The 17,316-nt window shown below is 52.9% G+C and carries 13 protein-coding genes and 2 tRNA genes; 5 read left to right on the top strand and 10 right to left on the bottom strand.

Annotation, left to right across the window (positions count from 1 at the left end; genetic code table 11):
• Nucleotides 1-486 precede the first annotated feature (486 nt).
• Nucleotides 487-3,396 (bottom strand): hypothetical protein, encoded by a 2,910-nt coding sequence (locus Q4551_RS13360; RefSeq protein ID WP_303434356.1) that lies wholly within the window; start codon nt 3,394-3,396, stop codon nt 487-489.
• A gap of 273 nt (nt 3,397-3,669) precedes the next feature.
• Here Q4551_RS13360 and Q4551_RS13365 point away from each other — a divergent pair, with 273 nt between their 5' ends.
• Both Q4551_RS13365 and Q4551_RS13370 read left to right on the top strand, forming a co-directional pair.
• Nucleotides 3,670-4,539, top strand: a complete 870-nt coding sequence (locus Q4551_RS13365; protein WP_303434357.1) for a 6-carboxytetrahydropterin synthase — start codon at nt 3,670-3,672, stop codon at nt 4,537-4,539.
• Between the two features lie 81 nt (nt 4,540-4,620).
• Nucleotides 4,621-4,971 (top strand): RidA family protein, encoded by a 351-nt coding sequence (locus Q4551_RS13370; protein WP_303434358.1) that lies wholly within the window; start codon nt 4,621-4,623, stop codon nt 4,969-4,971.
• A 25-nt stretch (nt 4,972-4,996) separates the two neighbouring features.
• Here Q4551_RS13370 and Q4551_RS13375 read toward each other — a convergent pair whose 3' ends face one another.
• Nucleotides 4,997-5,560: a DedA family protein gene (locus tag Q4551_RS13375; protein WP_303434359.1), complete on the bottom strand. Its 564-nt coding sequence runs from the start codon at nt 5,558-5,560 to the stop codon at nt 4,997-4,999.
• 247 nt (nt 5,561-5,807) lie between these two features.
• Here Q4551_RS13375 and purB point away from each other — a divergent pair, with 247 nt between their 5' ends.
• Nucleotides 5,808-7,172, top strand: coding sequence for an adenylosuccinate lyase (gene purB, locus Q4551_RS13380; RefSeq protein ID WP_303434360.1), 1,365 nt, complete (start codon nt 5,808-5,810; stop codon nt 7,170-7,172).
• Nucleotides 7,173-7,290: 118 nt separating this feature from the next.
• On the opposite strand, the gene Q4551_RS13385 is transcribed toward purB, so the two are convergent.
• Nucleotides 7,291-8,277 (bottom strand): cytochrome-c peroxidase, encoded by a 987-nt coding sequence (locus Q4551_RS13385; protein WP_303434361.1) that lies wholly within the window; start codon nt 8,275-8,277, stop codon nt 7,291-7,293.
• 275 nt (nt 8,278-8,552) lie between these two features.
• Here Q4551_RS13385 and Q4551_RS13390 point away from each other — a divergent pair, with 275 nt between their 5' ends.
• A complete protein-coding gene (locus Q4551_RS13390; protein ID WP_303434362.1) occupies nt 8,553-9,710 on the top strand; it encodes a cupin domain-containing protein in 1,158 nt (385 codons plus the stop codon).
• Nucleotides 9,711-9,738: 28 nt separating this feature from the next.
• A complete protein-coding gene (locus tag Q4551_RS13395) occupies nt 9,739-10,701 on the top strand; it encodes a GNAT family N-acetyltransferase (protein ID WP_303434363.1) in 963 nt (320 codons plus the stop codon).
• A gap of 84 nt (nt 10,702-10,785) precedes the next feature.
• Here Q4551_RS13395 and kdsB read toward each other — a convergent pair whose 3' ends face one another.
• The 7 genes from kdsB to Q4551_RS13430 all read right to left on the bottom strand — a co-directional run bounded on the left by kdsB (nt 10,786) and on the right by Q4551_RS13430 (nt 16,806).
• Entirely contained in the window at nt 10,786-11,559 is a 774-nt protein-coding gene (gene kdsB, locus Q4551_RS13400) for a 3-deoxy-manno-octulosonate cytidylyltransferase (RefSeq protein ID WP_303434364.1), read from the bottom strand.
• Nucleotides 11,560-11,672: 113 nt separating this feature from the next.
• A complete protein-coding gene (locus tag Q4551_RS13405) occupies nt 11,673-12,680 on the bottom strand; it encodes an NAD-dependent epimerase (RefSeq protein WP_303434365.1) in 1,008 nt (335 codons plus the stop codon).
• Complete coding sequence (locus tag Q4551_RS13410) at nt 12,677-13,246, bottom strand: HAD family hydrolase (protein WP_303434367.1); 570 nt, start codon at nt 13,244-13,246, stop codon at nt 12,677-12,679. The genes Q4551_RS13405 and Q4551_RS13410 overlap by 4 nt, the downstream gene beginning before the upstream one ends.
• Before the next feature lie 292 nt (nt 13,247-13,538).
• Nucleotides 13,539-13,614 (bottom strand) — tRNA-Glu (locus tag Q4551_RS13415).
• A gap of 15 nt (nt 13,615-13,629) precedes the next feature.
• Nucleotides 13,630-13,705 (bottom strand) — tRNA-Ala (locus Q4551_RS13420).
• Between the two features lie 108 nt (nt 13,706-13,813).
• Entirely contained in the window at nt 13,814-15,334 is a 1,521-nt protein-coding gene (gltX, locus tag Q4551_RS13425; protein ID WP_303434368.1) for a glutamate--tRNA ligase, read from the bottom strand.
• A gap of 95 nt (nt 15,335-15,429) precedes the next feature.
• Nucleotides 15,430-16,806: a hypothetical protein gene (locus Q4551_RS13430; RefSeq protein WP_303434369.1), complete on the bottom strand. Its 1,377-nt coding sequence runs from the start codon at nt 16,804-16,806 to the stop codon at nt 15,430-15,432.
• Nucleotides 16,807-17,316 lie beyond the last annotated feature (510 nt).

Below are 17,316 nucleotides of genomic sequence, written 5' to 3' on the forward strand. Positions count from 1 at the left end.
CACTCACGCCCGCGACATGGCCGCCGCTATTTTCTGAGCGGCCTGTGCGGCAGTGAACCAAGGGGTTGCCTGGGCAGGTTTCAAGATATTTTTCTGAGCTGCCTGTGCGGCAGTGAACGTCAGCCATTCAACATCGGCTTGTATATCATTTTTCTGAGCTGCCTGTACGGCAGTGAACTGCAACAGAATAACAATATCCTTTTGTTGTTAAAGTACTCCTTGCTTTTATCTGTTTTCACCCTATTTTTCAGATAAATCCCAAACCCTTTAAAATCAAAGACTTGGAATGCAGGTACAAAAAAGAGCCAGAACCAGGGGGCGTCGCAGTACTGCTTAACCCATATAAACACATACGCCCTCCCAGACGCTTGGCCGCATCGGGAAAACTGATACCAATGTCACCCGGAACAGTTTGGCTGCTGGTATGGTCAGTCGGAATAGCCAGCTACCCACACAGAAGGTGGGTAGCTGATTCAAGACCAGAGGTTATTGCAAGGTCTCGAAGGTGCCGTCGATATAGCGAACGATCCAGGTGCCATTTTCTTTGACAATACGTCCGTACACCACATCACGGTAGTTCAGGTAGAAAGTTGAGTCGTCGAAACTGTAGCTTTCATCCCACTCCGCTTCGTTAGATATCACGCAGAGTTCGTAGTCGCCTTCGTCGTTCACCAAGTAGGTGTACGGCAATGGGTCCACATCGTTGGAGGCATTCAGATAGACCGTCAAGGTGCTGTCTACCGTGTCAGTGGTGCCATCGTCCAGCGACAGCGAGACGCCATCCTTGTAAATCGACAGGCTGCCGGTGGTCTCAAAGGTATAGTCGGTGCGATAGTTGAGGACGATACGATCAAGATCCGAACCACTGCCGATTGTTACATAACCGTTGCTTGAGGTGCTGCTGTAGTCATGGGACAGCGCTGCCGAGATGTGGTAGTCATCGCTGGTGGGGGCGTTGACGTATATATCCAGCAAGGTATCTGGCTGGTCATCCAGTTCCAGCGAGGTTTGCAGGCGGAGTGTGTTCAGCCCCAGAACCATCGGGTCATAGAGAGTACCATCCATTGATTCACCACTGGTGGTGAGGTCGTCCAGTACCAGGCAGCCGTTGCTGTCGGAGCTGTTGGCAGCCCACTCAACAAAGTAGGTGCCCCGCCCATCAATGGAGATACGCGACAGCGCACCGCTGGCCCACAGGTCGTTGACGTAATCGGTGAAATCAGCTTCGCCATAATAACGGCTGGTTGGTTCACAGGTGTCCACTTCCCAGCTGCTGCCGTTTTGCTCCAGGTAACACTCTTCGGTGTCGTAGGTGTAAATCAGCTCATCTTCATCGTCGTCATCATCGGCATCGTATTCGTCTTCACGCTCGACGGTTGGATACAGGCGATAACGTATTGACTCTCCCAGCGGGATATAAATATCGAGGTATTCCACTTCTTCGCCACTGATGGTTTCAGTACCGGTGGCATAGCTCAGCAGGTCACTGGAGACAGAGCCTTTGGTGAAGTCTGTGCCGCTGTTCGGGGTAAAGAAGCCAGTAAAAGGAGCAAACACTTCGTCCGGATAATATTCGGAGGCGTTGGAAGCCGCAGCACCAATATACAGGTCGGCGTATTCGTCATCGTCGTCGTCGTCCCCGCTGATTTCGTCTGATACCCGGCTGTCCATCACCACGGTATCGATATTGAAGCGCAGTTCTGAGGAATCATCTTGCGGATCACGTACGCCCCGATAGAACAGGCGGAAATAACCGTCAAATTCCAGTTCGTCATCGGTGCCTTCGGTGGTCTGATCATAAAACTCGAAGTCGCCCCAGCGCAATTCATAGCCAATGATCTCGTTACTGCTGCTATCGGCCAGTTCTGAGACTTCATCGGTGAAATACACCCGTACTGCTGATGGCCGTTCGATGTCGTTATCATCGTCGTCGTCTTCATAATAGTGGTCGACGTTGAAGATCAGATCATTTTGCTGATAGGTTCCGACAATCAGTACGTCGATGGCATGGGAAGAGTCTGGCTCGTCATCGTCGTCGGTGGTGTTTACATCCGCGACCCGCTGGCTGACGGTAATATCACCATCGTTAAGCTTGAGTATGCCGGAAGATGCATCGTAGCTGTCGATACTGGTCAACCAGGTCATGCTGCTGTCTTGCGATGGACAACCGGCGCTCAGGTAACAGCTGGTGTAAAGTTCATAGGTATCCAGATAGGCATCAAGCAAGGCCTGAAATTCATCAGCGTTGTCTTCGCCGATGGCCTTGACCATATCCACGTAGGCATCGGCATCTTCCCGATAGCCGTCTTCAAAGAAGCTGTCTTCATAGGTGCGCAGGGTCTCGATAAAGGCCTTGGTACGCTGCAAGCCCAGTTCAAAGTCTTCGTAATCATCGGAGCCAACCAGGTTTTCGATCGTCTCGGGGATAATATCGGTCAGCTCGTCGTCTTCCAGCTCGGCAATATCGGCATCCAGCGTGGCGATAACCGTGGCAACATAGGTTGCTGCGGTAGTATCGGAAACCTCCAGAGCATCCAGGTTATCCCGTGCCAACTGCAGCAGTTCTGCCAGACTTACGGTCTGGCTGTCGCCGCTCTGCAACCACTGGCCGTCGTTACTGACCAGGTCGGCCCCTACGTCGGCTGCCAGCGTGTCTTCTCCGTCATAGCTCTCTTCCAAATGACTCCAGGCTGCAACCAATGCGCCGTACCGAATCTGGTCCAGCATGGTGGCCTGACTGTCATTCCAGTTATCTATCCGGGTAAGGTCTGCCGGGCGAGTGACCTGGATATCATCCACTCCAATCAAGCGCGACAACTGGGAAACCGATTGCACCACAGACCAGGCGGAGTAATAACCCGTTACGTCCCATTCACCAGTTGACTCAACGTATTGACGTTCGTACGCCAGTGTTGCTGCCAGGTCGGTAAAGGGAGTCAGGCGAACCCGTTCGTCTTCGTTCAGGTCATAGGCCACCGTACGCCACATTTCACCCACCGCACTGTAGCTTTCACCAAAGGCCACGGTGGTCTCGCCGTCAACACAGCCGTCCATCCATTGGCACAGGCGCGAGGTTGCCGTCACATCAAAGTCGGTGTCTTCAACCTTGCCTATCAGAGTGAATTGCTGGACTTCTTCCGCTGAGATCGTAATGGTGACTTCACTGTCTTCTTCCAGATCGTATTCTGCATAGCTCAGGCGGCTTTCGCTATCGACCGATACCTGACCGCCCTCGGTGATTGAGGTAGACCAAATATAAGCATCCTCAAAATCGCCCTGGTTGACCCAGACCTTGACTGACACGGTGGAACTTGAGCTGCTGCTGTCGGAACATCCGGACAAACCAGCTACCGCCAGCAGAGTTCCCGCCAACATCCCGCTATAACGCTTGTACATACGTAATCTGACCCTAACTTGTCTGACCAGGCTCGATGGTTGAAACTGACATCACGGCCAATCCCAGCGCCCGAGCCGAAAAATGGCTGTCATCATAGCAGGCTTTGGCCACTCCAACAGACCCGCCCTAACCCAGAATTGTCAGTATTTATCGATTCCAGACAGTGAATTGTCAGCAGCCACAACAAGGAGCTGGCAATGACTGTACCGCGAAGGATGCAGAGCGCGTTGCACTCGGCTAAAATGCCCGGCCAATTTGAGGTGACGCCATCTATGCAACTGTTCGTAAACCAGCTTACCAATGTCGATTTCAGCTACCTGGACGCCCAGCGCGGCCTGGTTGGAGAAACCTGGCTTGCCTCTGTCATACTGGACGGCATTCTGGACGAGCAAGGCATGGTCTGCGACTTTGGCATCGTCAAACAGACGCTGCGTTACTGGCTTGATGAACAGCTGGATCACCGCTTGCTGGTACCGGCACACTCTGACCGTCTCGAGTACCATTGCCACGATGGCCGCATCACCCTGACCTGGCACGCAGATCAGGGTGATATCGAACTGGACTGCCCGGCAGATGCCGTCACACTGATCACTACAGACTGTATTACCGCCACCAGCACTTCGGCCTGGTGTCGCGAACAGCTCAAGGCCAGCTTCCCGGTCAACGTCGACCAACTGACACTGACCTTTGAACCAGAGCGTATCGACTCGGCGTTTTACCACTACAGCCACGGCCTTAAAAAGCACAACGGCAACTGCCAGCGTATCGCTCACGGCCATCGCTCACGGATCGAGATTTTTTGTAATGGCGAACGTTCGGACGAACTGGAACAGCAATGGGCGCAGCGCTGGCGGGATATTTACATCGGCACCAGCGCCGACCTTGTCGCCAACCAGGAAGAAGGTGAAGGTACCGGGCAGCACAAGGACCGTTATCACTTTGCCTACGACGCCCCGCAAGGGCATTTTGAGCTGACCTTGCCGCAGTCACAGTGTTACCTGATAAACACAGATACCACCGTTGAGCTGATTGCCGAGCACCTTGCCAGCACCATTGCCACCGGTTTGCCCGGCCAGCACATTCTGGTACGCGCCTACGAAGGCATCAACAAGGGGGCGATCGCCCAGCGTCCGCAGGTCTGACAGCCACTCCGGCCAACCACCCGCCCATCGCTTATACCTCACCGCCGATAGACTGATCGGCGCTATCCAGGAGCCATAAATATGTCAGAGATTGAACGCATCCAAAGTACGGAACGCATGAGCCGCATCGTCAAACATAACCACACGGTTTATCTGTGTGGCCAAACCGCAGGCGACATTGACTGGGATATCAAGGAACAAACCCGTCGCTGCCTGCTCAAGATCGATAACCTGCTGCAAGAAGCGGGCAGCGGTCGCGACAAACTGCTGTCCGTGACGATTTACATCCGCGACATGAAAGACTTTGCCGCCATGAATTCCGTCTACGATGGCTGGATTGCAACCGTTGAAAAACCCGCACGCGCCTGCGTTGAAGCCCGTCTGGCACGGGCAGAGATTCTGGTTGAGTTCAGTGTTATCGCGGCGCAATAACAGCCCTAACGACCGCTTCAGGCGTTCAGGCACCGTTCGCCATATTCTGCCGGATCTTGCGCTGACCCAACACAAAGACAGCCAGCGCCACCGGCAGTAACCACCAGAGCCAGTCGTGCATCTGTTCAGCGTACTGACTGCCCAGCCAGTACGCCACACCAAACAATCCCGCCGCCCACACCACAATCGACACCACATTGGCCACCGTAAAGGTAAGCCCAGGCACCCGTGCCAGACCGCAGGCGATATAGCCAAACGTGCGTAACCCCGGCATACAGCGAATCAGCACCAACTGATGCCAGGGCGCTTGCTGCAGCGGCGTCACCTGACGGCGGATCATATCGTGCTGGAATTTCTGCGCCAGCCAGGGCCAGACCAGCGCCCCGCGGCCCATCAGGTACAGCGCTGAATCCCCGATAAACATGCCACTACAGGTGGCAAGAAAGGCAACCTCCGGCTGCATCCGCCCACTGGCTGCCAGCATCGCTGCTCCGATAATGGCGAGGTCTTCCAGCATAAAAGTCGACACAATCACCATCAGTACCAACCAGGACGGATCGTGCGATACCGCCAGCATCGAATCGAGCATAAAAACAGACACACCTCAAACAGACACAGACAAAACCGGCGCCAGGCCAGCCCTTGGACGGCGGCATTCTATCACCATGAACCAGGCCATTTGCCGCTCCGGTATAAAAACTTCCGCCAACAGCTGAGAAATAACGGTTTTTCCGGTAGACTTTCGCGCCTTTTTCAACAACAAGGTAACGGCTGGCCAGCGCTTGATGCCATCGCCCCCTTGTCTTCAGCAATCTGAACTCCAGCGAGAAATGTCTATGGAACTGTCTGCACTTACAGCAATTTCACCAATCGATGGCCGCTACGGCAGCAAGACGTCGGCACTGCGCCCGATATTCTCTGAATTTGGATTGATCCGTGCGCGGGTTGAGGTGGAAATTCGCTGGTTGCAACGTCTGGCAGCTCACGAAGCCATTACCGAAGTACCGGCTTTCAGTGACAGCGCCAACGCCCTGCTTGACGGTATTGTTGCGAACTTCAGTGAAGACGATGCGCTGCGTATCAAAGCCATCGAAGCCACCACCAACCACGATGTCAAAGCGGTCGAATATTTCCTCAAGGAACAGATCGCCGACAACGCCGAGCTGAATGCTGTCACCGAATTCGTACACTTCGCCTGCACCTCGGAAGACATCAACAACCTGTCTCATGCCCTGATGCTGAAAGCCGGTCGCGCTTTGATCAGTACCGAAATGCAAGCAATTGCCAACGCCATCCGCGCTTTGGCCCATGAGCATGCCGCCGTGCCGATGCTGTCTCGTACCCATGGACAAACCGCTTCGCCGACGACGCTGGGCAAGGAAATGGCCAACGTTGTCGCCCGCATGGAACGTCAGATCAGCCAACTGGACCAGGTACCGCTGCTGGGTAAAATCAACGGTGCGGTGGGTAACTACAATGCCCACTTCAGCGCCTACCCGGATGTAGACTGGCAAGCCAACGCTGACGCTTTTGTAACGTCTCTGGGGCTGACGTTCAACCCTTACACCACCCAGATTGAACCCCACGACTACATTGCCGAGCTGTTCGACACCATCGCCCGCTTCAACACCATCCTGATTGATTTTGATCGTGATATCTGGAGCTATATTTCATTGGGCTACTTCAAGCAGCGCACCATCGCGGGTGAAGTGGGTTCCTCGACCATGCCGCACAAGGTTAACCCGATCGACTTCGAAAACTCCGAAGGCAACCTGGGTATCGCCAACGCCATTTTTGGTCATCTGGCCGCCAAACTGCCGATCTCTCGCTGGCAGCGCGACCTGACCGACTCCACGGTATTGCGCAACATGGGGGTAGGTTCTGGTTATAGTCTGATTGCTTACGCCGCCAGTATGAAAGGCATCAGCAAGCTGGAGGTGAATGCACCACGTATCGCAGCTGACCTCGACAATGCCTGGGAAGTTCTGGCAGAACCAATCCAGACAGTGATGCGTCGTTATGGCATCGAACAGCCATACGAAAAACTGAAAGCCTTCACGCGCGGCAAAGCCATTACCCAGGATGCCATGGGCGACTTTATTGACAGCCTTGAGTTGCCAGCAGCGGTGAAAGCAGAACTGAATGCCATGACGCCAGCCAGTTATATCGGCAACGCGGAGGCGCAAGCCAAGGCGGTCTGATAAACGCTGGGCTACTCCGATAACCCGGGCAGCCAGAAAGACAACGGCGAGTCAGATTCATGACTCGCCGTTGCGCTACATCGCCTAAAACCCACCGTCTTAAACCCAACGCCAGCCGTTAATCAAAGGGTTGTGGACGTGGCGTGCTGTCGGTGGATGGCGGCAAGATCGGCAACATAAAGGATGGTTGCTCGCCAGTCAGTGTTTTCAGGAAAGCCACTATCTGGGCATTTTCTGTATCACTGAAATGACGCCCCAGTTGCAAGCGCCCCATGATATCCACTGCCTCTGTCAGCGTGGCCGCTTCACCATCATGGAAGTATGGATAGGTCAGCTCGACATTACGTAATGTCGGCACTTTGAACTTGAAACGATCAATATCCTTACCCGTCACAGCCGCAACGCCTTCGGCCGGGTTATTGGTTTGATAAGCCTCTATCAGCCCCATTTTCTGGAACGAATTCCCTCCAACCGCCGGGCCATTATGACAAGCGACACAGCCAGAATCCTTGAACAAGGTGTAACCGGCTTTTTCATCACTGCTCAGCGCATTTTTATCTCCCAGCAACCACTGGTCAAAACGGGAATTGGGCGTTACCAGCGTTTTTTCAAATTCGGCAATCGCTGTAGTCACCTGATCGATGGTTAATTGACTGGTACCGAATACCTGCTTGAATTCTGCAACGTACTGGGGAATGGACTGCAAGACATCCACCGCCAGTGTATGGGTAAATGCCATTTCTCCCGGATTGGCAATCGGCCCACCGGCCTGCTCTTTCAGGTCGGCCGCCCGACCATCCCAGAATTGGGCAATATTCATCCCCGAGTTAAGCACCGTAGGTGAATTGATCGGACCCTGCTGCCAGTTGTGGCCAATGGAGGTTTTCAGGTTATCCGTGCCGCCCATGCTCAAGTTGTGGCAAGAGTTACAGGATATAAACCCGGATTTTGACAACCGGGGATCAAAATAGAGTTTTTTACCCAATTCCACTTGCGCCTGCTTGACGTCTTTTACAGCTTCCAAGGGCTGTATTGGCCCTACAGCCTTGGCTGTAGCGACACAGCCAAGCATTACCAGCGATACCACTAACTGATATTTTTTCATTATGTATCTCTCCCTGAGCGTCACCACGTTGATGTCGTAACCGGCTTTGTTGTAACTGCTGTTATAGTTATGAATGCCCGGTTCATTGACAACCAGCTAATGAATCGGAACTTGAGAAAGATCAAAGAGGTAGCACAGTTCTTCGAGTGCAAGTCCGTCAAAAAACAGGCTCCTTGCATCTGGCTGACAAAGCTCAAACAATACGCAGCTTGGACATTCATTATTTTGCGAACCCGTGAATGCCATAGGTTCGCCCTGGTCAGGAACATTCTTTTATGCATCTCCTTGGTGATCTTTCGGTTGCAGTATTCCTGCGTGATTACTGGCAAAAAAAACCGGTTGTTATTCGTCAGGCCTGGCCCGGATTCCAGCCTCTGCTGGCAGCCGATGAGCTGGCTGGCCTGTCACTGGAGTCTGAAATCGAGTCCCGACTGGTGATGGAAAATGGCCCTGCCGGCCCCTGGGAAATTCGTAAAGGGCCGTTCGACGAAGCCGCCTTTGCAGACCTGCCAGACAGCCACTGGACGTTACTGGTACAGGCTGTGGATCACTGGATTCCGGAAGCGGCCGATTTGCTGGAGCATTTTCGCTTTCTGCCGGGCTGGCGTGTCGACGACCTGATGATCAGCTACGCCGTGGATGGCGGCAGTGTTGGCCCTCATTACGACCAGTACGACGTCTTTTTATTACAGGCCGAAGGTCAGCGAGAATGGCGTATTGGCCAGATGTGCAACGATGAATCCCCGATTATACAAGGACCGATGATACGGGTTCTGGCCGGGTTTGAAGAAACCGACCGCTGGGTGCTGGATCCGGGCGATATGCTGTACCTGCCGCCACAGCTGGCCCATTACGGCATCGCCTGGGGCGAGTGCCAAACCTATTCGATCGGCTTCCGTGCCCCCAGTGTCGCCGAACTGGCGCAGTCTGCACTGGATCAGGTATTAAGCAACAGCAGCGAAGATCAACGTTACACCGATGCCGATTACACTGCTCAGGAAGGCAATCCGGGCGAAATATCCGCCGCTGCCAAAACGCGTCTGGCCAAACTCCTGCAAGACATGCTGATGCAACCGGATCATCTGGGAGACATTCTTGGCACTTTAATGACAGAACCCAAATACCCGGAGCATCAATCCGAACGATTGAATGATGACGACTGGGAAGCATGGCGCAGCCAGCATCGGCAACTACCCGATTTACGCAAAAGTGAGCATGCTCGCTTTGCCTATCAGAAAACTGCCAGCGGCCTGGTATTTTACGCCCAGGGGAAAACATCAGTACTCGATAACGACGACCTGGAACTGGCGCAATTACTCAGCAGCCGCAACCAATATCCCCGTGAGCAGATGGCCGATGTCCCCTGCTCCAGACAAGGCTATGAACTACTGCGCCACCTCTGGTTACAACAACTGATTTATCAGGTTGAATGATGCCGATACTAATAAGAAGGAGACAACCATGAGCATTCGTATGGTGCGTACTAACTGGGCTGACCACCAGCAAGGCATCCGGGATGTCCGAGACCGGGTCTATATTCAGGAGCAACAAATTCCACCGGAGGAAGAATGGGATGAAGCCGCAGACCAGGTCGCTCACTATGTGGTCGCCCAGGATGGTGATCGCACTATCGGCTGCATTCGCCTGTTCGATGACGGTCATTTTGGCCGCTTGGCTGTCTTGCCGGAATACCGTTCAGCGGGTATTGGCCAACAGCTGGTTGAAGAGGTCAAGGCATTGGCAGAATCGATGTCCATGCCTCTCTTGCTGGCCAGTGCACAATGCACCGCCATGAGCTTTTATTGGCAACTCGGCTTCTATAACGATGGTCACTTTTACCTCGATGCAGGCATTCCTCATCTGGATATTGCCTTGCCTCTGAACACCAGCCTCCCACCGGAAGATTATCAATACGCCTACCGCATCGGTCAGGACAACAACCGGCACACACTCAGCAGTGCCTGCGAGGTTGTGGGATTTTTACTGACCCAACTGTCCCAGCAACCCACTTCTGTCATGCTGGCCTTGTCTGATCCAGAAAATCCCTACTGGCATCATCCCTTGCTGATTTCAGCATTGGTCAAATATTTACGCCAAGGAAAACACCGGGCCATCCATTTGGTTATCCGGCACGACAACCACATTACGGACTTACCACTGTTCACCATGGCACGCCGAGTGGACAGCAAGGTTAAAGTCATGGTCAATAGTGATGTCGATCAGACCCAGGGCGTATTCGGGCGAGAAAGCTGGTTTGCTGAAGATCAATCCCAAACCGGGTCGGAAGCGAGCCAAGGGGCGCGCCCTATGCAACTGCAAGCGAATGCCGCCGATGCCAGAACGACCTGGACGATCCAGCAGGCTTTGACAAACAGCTTCAACAGCGGCAACCCCAGCAAAGAGTTACCGCTACGACACTTGTAATCGAATGGTGATTGTTCGCCGCACGGGTATTGGCAAATGGTGCCAGGGGCGGCGACACCACCCCGTCAGGTAACCTGAAGAGAGTTAGTCGGCAGCCATGGCTGCCAACAACTGCTCAACCCGAGCAACATCGCTTGGCGTATCGATACCATGTCCCGGTGGCTCATCAATCACCGACAGATGAATACGGACGCCATACCAGAGCGCCCGGAGTTGCTCCAGTGACTCAGCACCTTCCAGCGCGCAAGGTTCCATCGAGGTGTATTGCTTCAGGAACGAAACCCGATAGCCGTACATGCCCAAGTGGCGATATAAAGGCAGCTTGGTGGTCATTACTCCGGGATTGGCCTTGTAGCCATCGCGGTCCCAGGGAATACTGGCGCGGCTGAAGTACATGGCAAACCCGGCACGATCCAGCACGACCTTGACGACGTTGGTATCAAATGCATCGTCATCATCATGAATCGGCGTGCACAATGAGCTCATGCCCGCTTCCGGACGATCCAGCAAGCTCGCCGCAGTTTTTTCAATCAACTGCCGGGGAATCAACGGCTCATCCCCTTGCAGATTGACAATCACATCCTGATCTTCCCAGCCCCGCACCCGGGCGACCTCTGCAATGCGCTCAGTGCCGTTTTCGTGATTCACCGAGGTCATGACCACATCGGCTCCAAACCCACGGGCTACATCAGCGATACGGTCATCATCGGTCGCGACCACGATGTCCTTAATGCCGGTTTCCAGTGCGCGCTCATACACATGCTGGATCATGGGTTTACCGGCCAATTCAATCAGAGGTTTACCCGGTAAGCGGCTGGAAGCGTAGCGTGCTGGAATAACGATTTTGTAGTTTTTCATAACCTCAATCCGAGAGACCTGTGTCCAATACGTGCGTCAATTGTCTGCTGGCGCGAAAAGCACTAACCCTGAAACGGGCATCCACTGTGTGACCTGCCCTTGCAGCTGTCACATCACAAACCGTGATACTGACGATACCAGCCCACAAACCGCTCCATGCCATCGACCAGGCGCGTATTCGGAGCAAAATCCACGGCGGCAATCAAGTCATCGACCTCAGCATGGGTGGCCACAACATCACCAGGCTGCATGTCCATATAGTTGATCTTGGCCTTCACGCCCAGTGCATTTTCCAGTGTGGAGATAAATTCACCCAGCTCGATGCTGTTGTGATTGCCGATGTTATAAATTTTATAGGGTGCCGTGCTACAGCTTTTATCGCCGCTTTCCACCGTCCAGCCGTCAACGCCTGTGGGGATACGCTCAGTCACTCGCACCACGCCTTCAACGATATCATCGATATAGGTGAAGTCCCGCCGCATCTTGCCGTAGTTATAAACATTGATGGGATTGCCCGCCAGAATGTTTTTGGTAAAGCCCCAGGCGGCCATATCCGGTCGTCCCCATGGGCCATACACAGTAAAAAAGCGCAATCCGGTAATCGGCAGGCCATATAAATGAGCGTAGGTATGCGCCATCAGTTCGTTGGATTTTTTGGTGGCGGCATACAAGGAGACAGGATGATCAACACTGTCCGAAGTGGCAAACGGCAGCTTGCTGTTCAGACCATACACCGAGCTTGAGGACGCAAACACCAGATGCGGCGTTTGTTGATGCCGACAGGCTTCCAGTATATTGACAAATCCCACCAGGTTGCTGGCAACGTAGACATCAGGATGATCAATGGAATAACGCACCCCGGCCTGAGCCGCCAAATGCACCACCCGATCAAACTGGTGACTGTCAAACAGGTTGGTCATGGCAGCCTTGTCGGCCAGGTCCATTTTGACGAAGGTAAAACCATCTTGTTCGCCGACCCACGCCAGGCGCGCACGTTTCAGAGCAACATCGTAATAATCATTGAGATTATCGATTCCGACAACCTCATACCCTTTTGCCATCAGGCGCCTGGCCACATACGACCCGATAAAACCAGCAACGCCGGTTACCAGAGCTTTCATCCTTTCTGTTCCTCAAATTCAGGCAGCATCGCCTTGATATAGGCATCTTCCAGTGGCATTTGACTGCCAAGGATCAGATCAGCCACTTCTCGCGCCACACCACAGCCTCCAGCGGCCTGTGTGACGTGTGCAGCACGCTGCTGCACCATCCAGAACGCGTCGGCCGGAGCCATTGGCAGGCCGACCCGGGTCATGACTTTCAGATCGATCACATCATCACCGACATAACAGACCTGACCCGGAGTAATCTCCAGCTGCGACATAACCTCTTCCAGGCAAGGCCATTTGTCTTTGCTGCCAGGGTAAAAATGCCGAATCCCCAGATCCCGGGCACGTCTCGCCAAGGCATCGGAGCTTTTGGCAGAAATGATCGCTGTGGCAATTGCAAATTTCTCGAGCAGCTTGATGCCCACACCATCTTTGACATTAAAGTGCTTTACCAGCTCACCATCACCACTGTAGGTCAGCGTGCCATTGGTTAACACACCGTCAACATCAAATACCACCAGTTTGATCATGGCGGCTCGCTGCTGCAGTGCTTCCGGCAAGGGATTGGTCCAGGACATGAAAATTCCTCTGTGCAAGTATCTTGTCGCCCACTGGTTGATCACACAGTATCAGGTACCAGAACGGCGAACTGGTAGGCATTGTACCTTGCTGTCATTGTCAGTGCACATAAGCCGGTCAGCGCCAGCCACGACCACTAACAGATGGTAGACACACCAACCGCCAACACGCCTGATTTGGCTTTTGGCCCAGTCGGCAGATGCAGGTGCGAAGGGGGTAAAATTATATTCGCAAAATGACAGGCACAAAAAAAGCGGCTATCTGCCGCTTTCTTCTGATGCCAAATAGAGTTGGCATCCCCAAGGGGATTCGAACCCCTGTTGCCGCCGTGAAAGGGCAGTGTCCTAGGCCTCTAGACGATGGGGACATATTTTTTGAGATTTGGTGGAGCCTAGCGGGATCGAACCGCTGACCTCAACACTGCCAGTGTTGCGCTCTCCCAGCTGAGCTAAGGCCCCGTCTCAAAACGTGTGCGCATCTTACTTAGAGACCCTGTGGCCGTCAACTACTTTTTTAAAATAAATGTAAAAACAACCACTTGGCCTGATACGCAGGCCGTTACCAGCTTATTCGGCAGCCGCACGCTCAAGCAGAACCTGATCAATCGCACGCGCAATCCCGAAGTAATCCTTTTCCATTTTCTTCAGCCGCTTCTTGCCCACACCACCCAGCACATCAATCGCCACACGCAAACGCGCCCGACTCATATCCGGCCCGAGCAAGGTCATTGAATCCAGTACCGATATAGTCGAGGAGGTGCCCGCAATGGCAATAAAAAACGGAAACAGAAAATCACGGACTTTCAGATCCAGCTGCCCAGCCAGAGCAAACAAGCGCTGTTCAATTTCAGGCTTGTCCCAATGACGAATGGCTTCCAGCTGCCACAACCCAAACTGCAGGGTCTGCAACCGTTTTTCATCATCGTAAGCCTTGTGGTCAAACTGCTCAGCAGTCAGCGCAGGCAAGCCAGACAAAAAATGCCCTGCCAGCGGCACAACATCCGAGAACACGTCAACACGAGGCTGAACATGGGGCACCAGCGGCAGCATGTTTTCAGCACGCAAGCCCCAATTGGCAAATTGCTCACAAAAGGCCTCCGGTGACAAACCACGCAGCCACAGACTGTTCAGCCAGCGTAATTTATCGACATCAAATACCGGCCCACCCAAAGAGACACGCTTGATATCAAAATTGGCAAACATCTCATCACGACTGAACTGTTCACGCTCATCCGGCATCGACCAACCCATACGCCCCAGATAATTCAGCAGCGCTTCCGGCATAAAGCCCATGCGCTCATAAAACATGATAGAGGTTGGGTTTTTACGCTTGCTCAGCTTGGTTTTATCCGGATTGCGCAACAACGGCATATGACACAGCTGCGGCATTTCCCAACCAAAGTACTCATACAGCAGCTTGTGCTTGGGAGCAGAACTGATCCACTCTTCACCCCGAATCACATGGGTAATGGCCATCAAATGGTCATCGACTACGTTCGCCAGATGATACGTAGGCATACCATCGGATTTCAGCAAGATCTGCGCATCCACCTGTGCCAGGTCGAGTTCAATCGGGCCACGCAGCATGTCATTGACGACACAAATGCCGGCTTCCGGTACTCGCATACGCACAACAAAAGGAGCATTGTCTGCTTCACGGCGCGCCACTTCATCCGCAGGCAGTTCCAGGTCGGAGGCTTTTAATGCTGTATTTTTACCCTCGGCTTCACGCTGAATGCGCAAGTCATTCAACTCTGCTGCCGTGCGGTAACATTTGAATGCACAGCCTTTATCCAGCAGCTGCTGTACATGATCGAGGTAAATATCGCGACGCTCACTTTGGCGGTATGGCCCATGAGGGCCACCCACATCCGGGCCTTCATCCCATTCCATCCCTAACCAGCGCAGGCTGTCGAGAATGGCCTGTTCGGACTCCGGCGAGCTGCGCTGCTGATCCGTATCTTCAATACGCAATAAAAACTGACCACCATGCTGGCGGGCAAATGCAAGATTGAAGAGTGCAATATAAGCGGTGCCAACGTGCGGATCGCCAGTTGGAGAAGGCGCAACTCGGGTGCGGACTGTCATGATGTCTCTCAAAACCAGATGAATTCAGCCCGGGATTATAGAGAAATAGACAGCAACTGGCACGGACTGTCGATCAATTCAGCCACGCCAAACCACTAAACCACAGAGACCTGGCGAGGTTCGGGATCGATAGACGCCAAGCATTCACCAACACAGTCACTCTGCAGATACGACGTGACCTTCTCCGCGATTCCGTGACATGCCTGTGTTATTCCATCTTCCACATAAAAATCACCGGCAACCAAAGCTTCTTGCTTCAGCCACTCGAGATAGCCACGCCGTATCGACAGCTCTGCCACATAATGGCAAGTCCAGAAGTGATCAAAATCCGGCTGCCCGTTGGCACACACCGCCAACACCGGATTGGCGTAAACAGCCTTGCCAATCACCAGCAAGGGAATACCGTGGTGAATGGCCGACAAACCAGAAGTGCTATTGATCGTAATCATACCGGCCGCATGGCGAGCCAATAACCCCAATGACCCGGTATCAATAATATCCACCCGATCGCCAACGCCCAGCCGTTGCGCCTCCTCGGCGATAAACGACAAGTAATCACAGTGGCCTCGCTCCAGAGGATGTATTTTGAAGACAAGTCGAGTATTTAAAGGCGCGGTGACTGCGAACGACCTCATAGAGGAAGAGATCAACCGCATTGAATTCCAGCCAAGCGCGGCTGCTTGCATATTAGAGTCCGCAGAGACTTGCAGTGGTACCAGAAAAAAATGCTTGTCCCAATGCTCAAGTAATCGCTGGATCGTGGCAAAATTATTTCCCTGGCCAGCCAAACGCCGATACGCATTCCGCCCCCAACGAAAACACTCTTCCCACCAGTGAAAGCGGCGATGAAAGAGCTGTTTTTGAGCACCAATACTCAAAAAAGTGCGAATGCCATAATACATCGCCCCATAACGGCTCATTTTTCCGAAACTTTTGTATGGCACTCCCACTTCCGTCGTTCTTTCTTGCGGAGAAAAAAACACATCAGGCGTCACACCAGCCAATGGCGAACTGGCATTATTACCACCCTCTTCCATCGTCACAAAACCAGGTCGGATATACCCCTCTTCAAGCGACAACACCCGGATACCCAAACGCTCCGCCAACTGCCGGGCAATACGATGAGCCGGACGCTCGGACCCAAACAAGATAATGACATCAGGACGAGAAACGTGAAGGTATTTTCTTAACCAACGGCGCCATTCAACAAACCCGCCACTGAAATAAATGCGATTCTTACGGCAGGAATACAGCAAGTCCGCCGGATTAAAACAAACCCGGTTGACATCCATACCTTCAGACGTCAAATAACGCTGCAATCGCTTGAAAAATGGCCCAACAGGCCCTTGCAGTAGCAATACCTTGCCGTTATCGGAAGCCGCTTTACTGCTCGGATGACTTTTTTTGGATAATGACTCAGCTTGCATCAATGCCTGATGCAAGTGTGATGCGTCATCCGTAACAACCTTCATTGACCTGGCTCCATACCAACCATCTCATTGCTCAAGTATCCATTCGTGGCACAAACACAAACAGCACATTCAAAAATACGCACCAACCCAACCAGGTCATCAACCAAACCAAGAGCCTGCCAGGTAGAGCGACAGCCTGCTTCGGCTTCTCCCAAATGGTGTCGTTCATACATTAAAAAGAGCATTTTCCATCCAAATCAACACGTTACCTGTCGTATTCCGTATTAGTTGTCAGAGTGACAAGCAATTATCATGCAACAATCCGGACCTCATCAACAATGATCGACAAAATACCAAACCGATTTCAGAACTGATCTCACTGGAATTTGATGATACAGCATCTCGAAACACAGTACCGCGTGCCAGGTTCAAAAATCACACAAACAAGTTGTTATCCCCAATACTACTATCCGAATTTTTCACCCAACATACTTGTTCTGGTTGAATATCCCGGACACCTCAAGAAGAGATAAACTCTTCACCAACAGAGGTGCCAACCATGAGCCAGAA

This window comes from Oceanobacter sp. 5_MG-2023 (assembly GCF_030548165.1).
Classification (GTDB): domain Bacteria; phylum Pseudomonadota; class Gammaproteobacteria; order Pseudomonadales; family Oceanobacteraceae; genus Oceanobacter.

Excerpts from the sequence above, each read along its gene's own strand:
- Q4551_RS13405 (WP_303434365.1), bottom strand. The coding sequence starts at position 12,680 with ATGAAAGCTCTGGTAACCGGCGTTGCTGGTTTTATCGGGTCGTATGTG.
- gltX (WP_303434368.1), bottom strand. The coding sequence starts at position 15,334 with ATGACAGTCCGCACCCGAGTTGCGCCTTCTCCAACTGGCGATCCGCAC.
- Q4551_RS13370 (WP_303434358.1), top strand. The coding sequence starts at position 4,621 with ATGTCAGAGATTGAACGCATCCAAAGTACGGAACGCATGAGCCGCATC.
- Q4551_RS13375 (WP_303434359.1), bottom strand. The coding sequence starts at position 5,560 with ATGCTCGATTCGATGCTGGCGGTATCGCACGATCCGTCCTGGTTGGTA.
- kdsB (WP_303434364.1), bottom strand. The coding sequence starts at position 11,559 with ATGAAAAACTACAAAATCGTTATTCCAGCACGCTACGCTTCCAGCCGC.
- Q4551_RS13360 (WP_303434356.1), bottom strand. The coding sequence starts at position 3,396 with ATGTACAAGCGTTATAGCGGGATGTTGGCGGGAACTCTGCTGGCGGTA.
- Q4551_RS13365 (WP_303434357.1), top strand. The coding sequence starts at position 3,670 with ATGCAACTGTTCGTAAACCAGCTTACCAATGTCGATTTCAGCTACCTG.
- Q4551_RS13395 (WP_303434363.1), top strand. The coding sequence starts at position 9,739 with ATGAGCATTCGTATGGTGCGTACTAACTGGGCTGACCACCAGCAAGGC.
- Q4551_RS13390 (WP_303434362.1), top strand. The coding sequence starts at position 8,553 with ATGCATCTCCTTGGTGATCTTTCGGTTGCAGTATTCCTGCGTGATTAC.
- purB (WP_303434360.1), top strand. The coding sequence starts at position 5,808 with ATGGAACTGTCTGCACTTACAGCAATTTCACCAATCGATGGCCGCTAC.
- Q4551_RS13410 (WP_303434367.1), bottom strand. The coding sequence starts at position 13,246 with ATGTCCTGGACCAATCCCTTGCCGGAAGCACTGCAGCAGCGAGCCGCC.
- Q4551_RS13385 (WP_303434361.1), bottom strand. The coding sequence starts at position 8,277 with ATGAAAAAATATCAGTTAGTGGTATCGCTGGTAATGCTTGGCTGTGTC.
- Q4551_RS13430 (WP_303434369.1), bottom strand. The coding sequence starts at position 16,806 with ATGAAGGTTGTTACGGATGACGCATCACACTTGCATCAGGCATTGATG.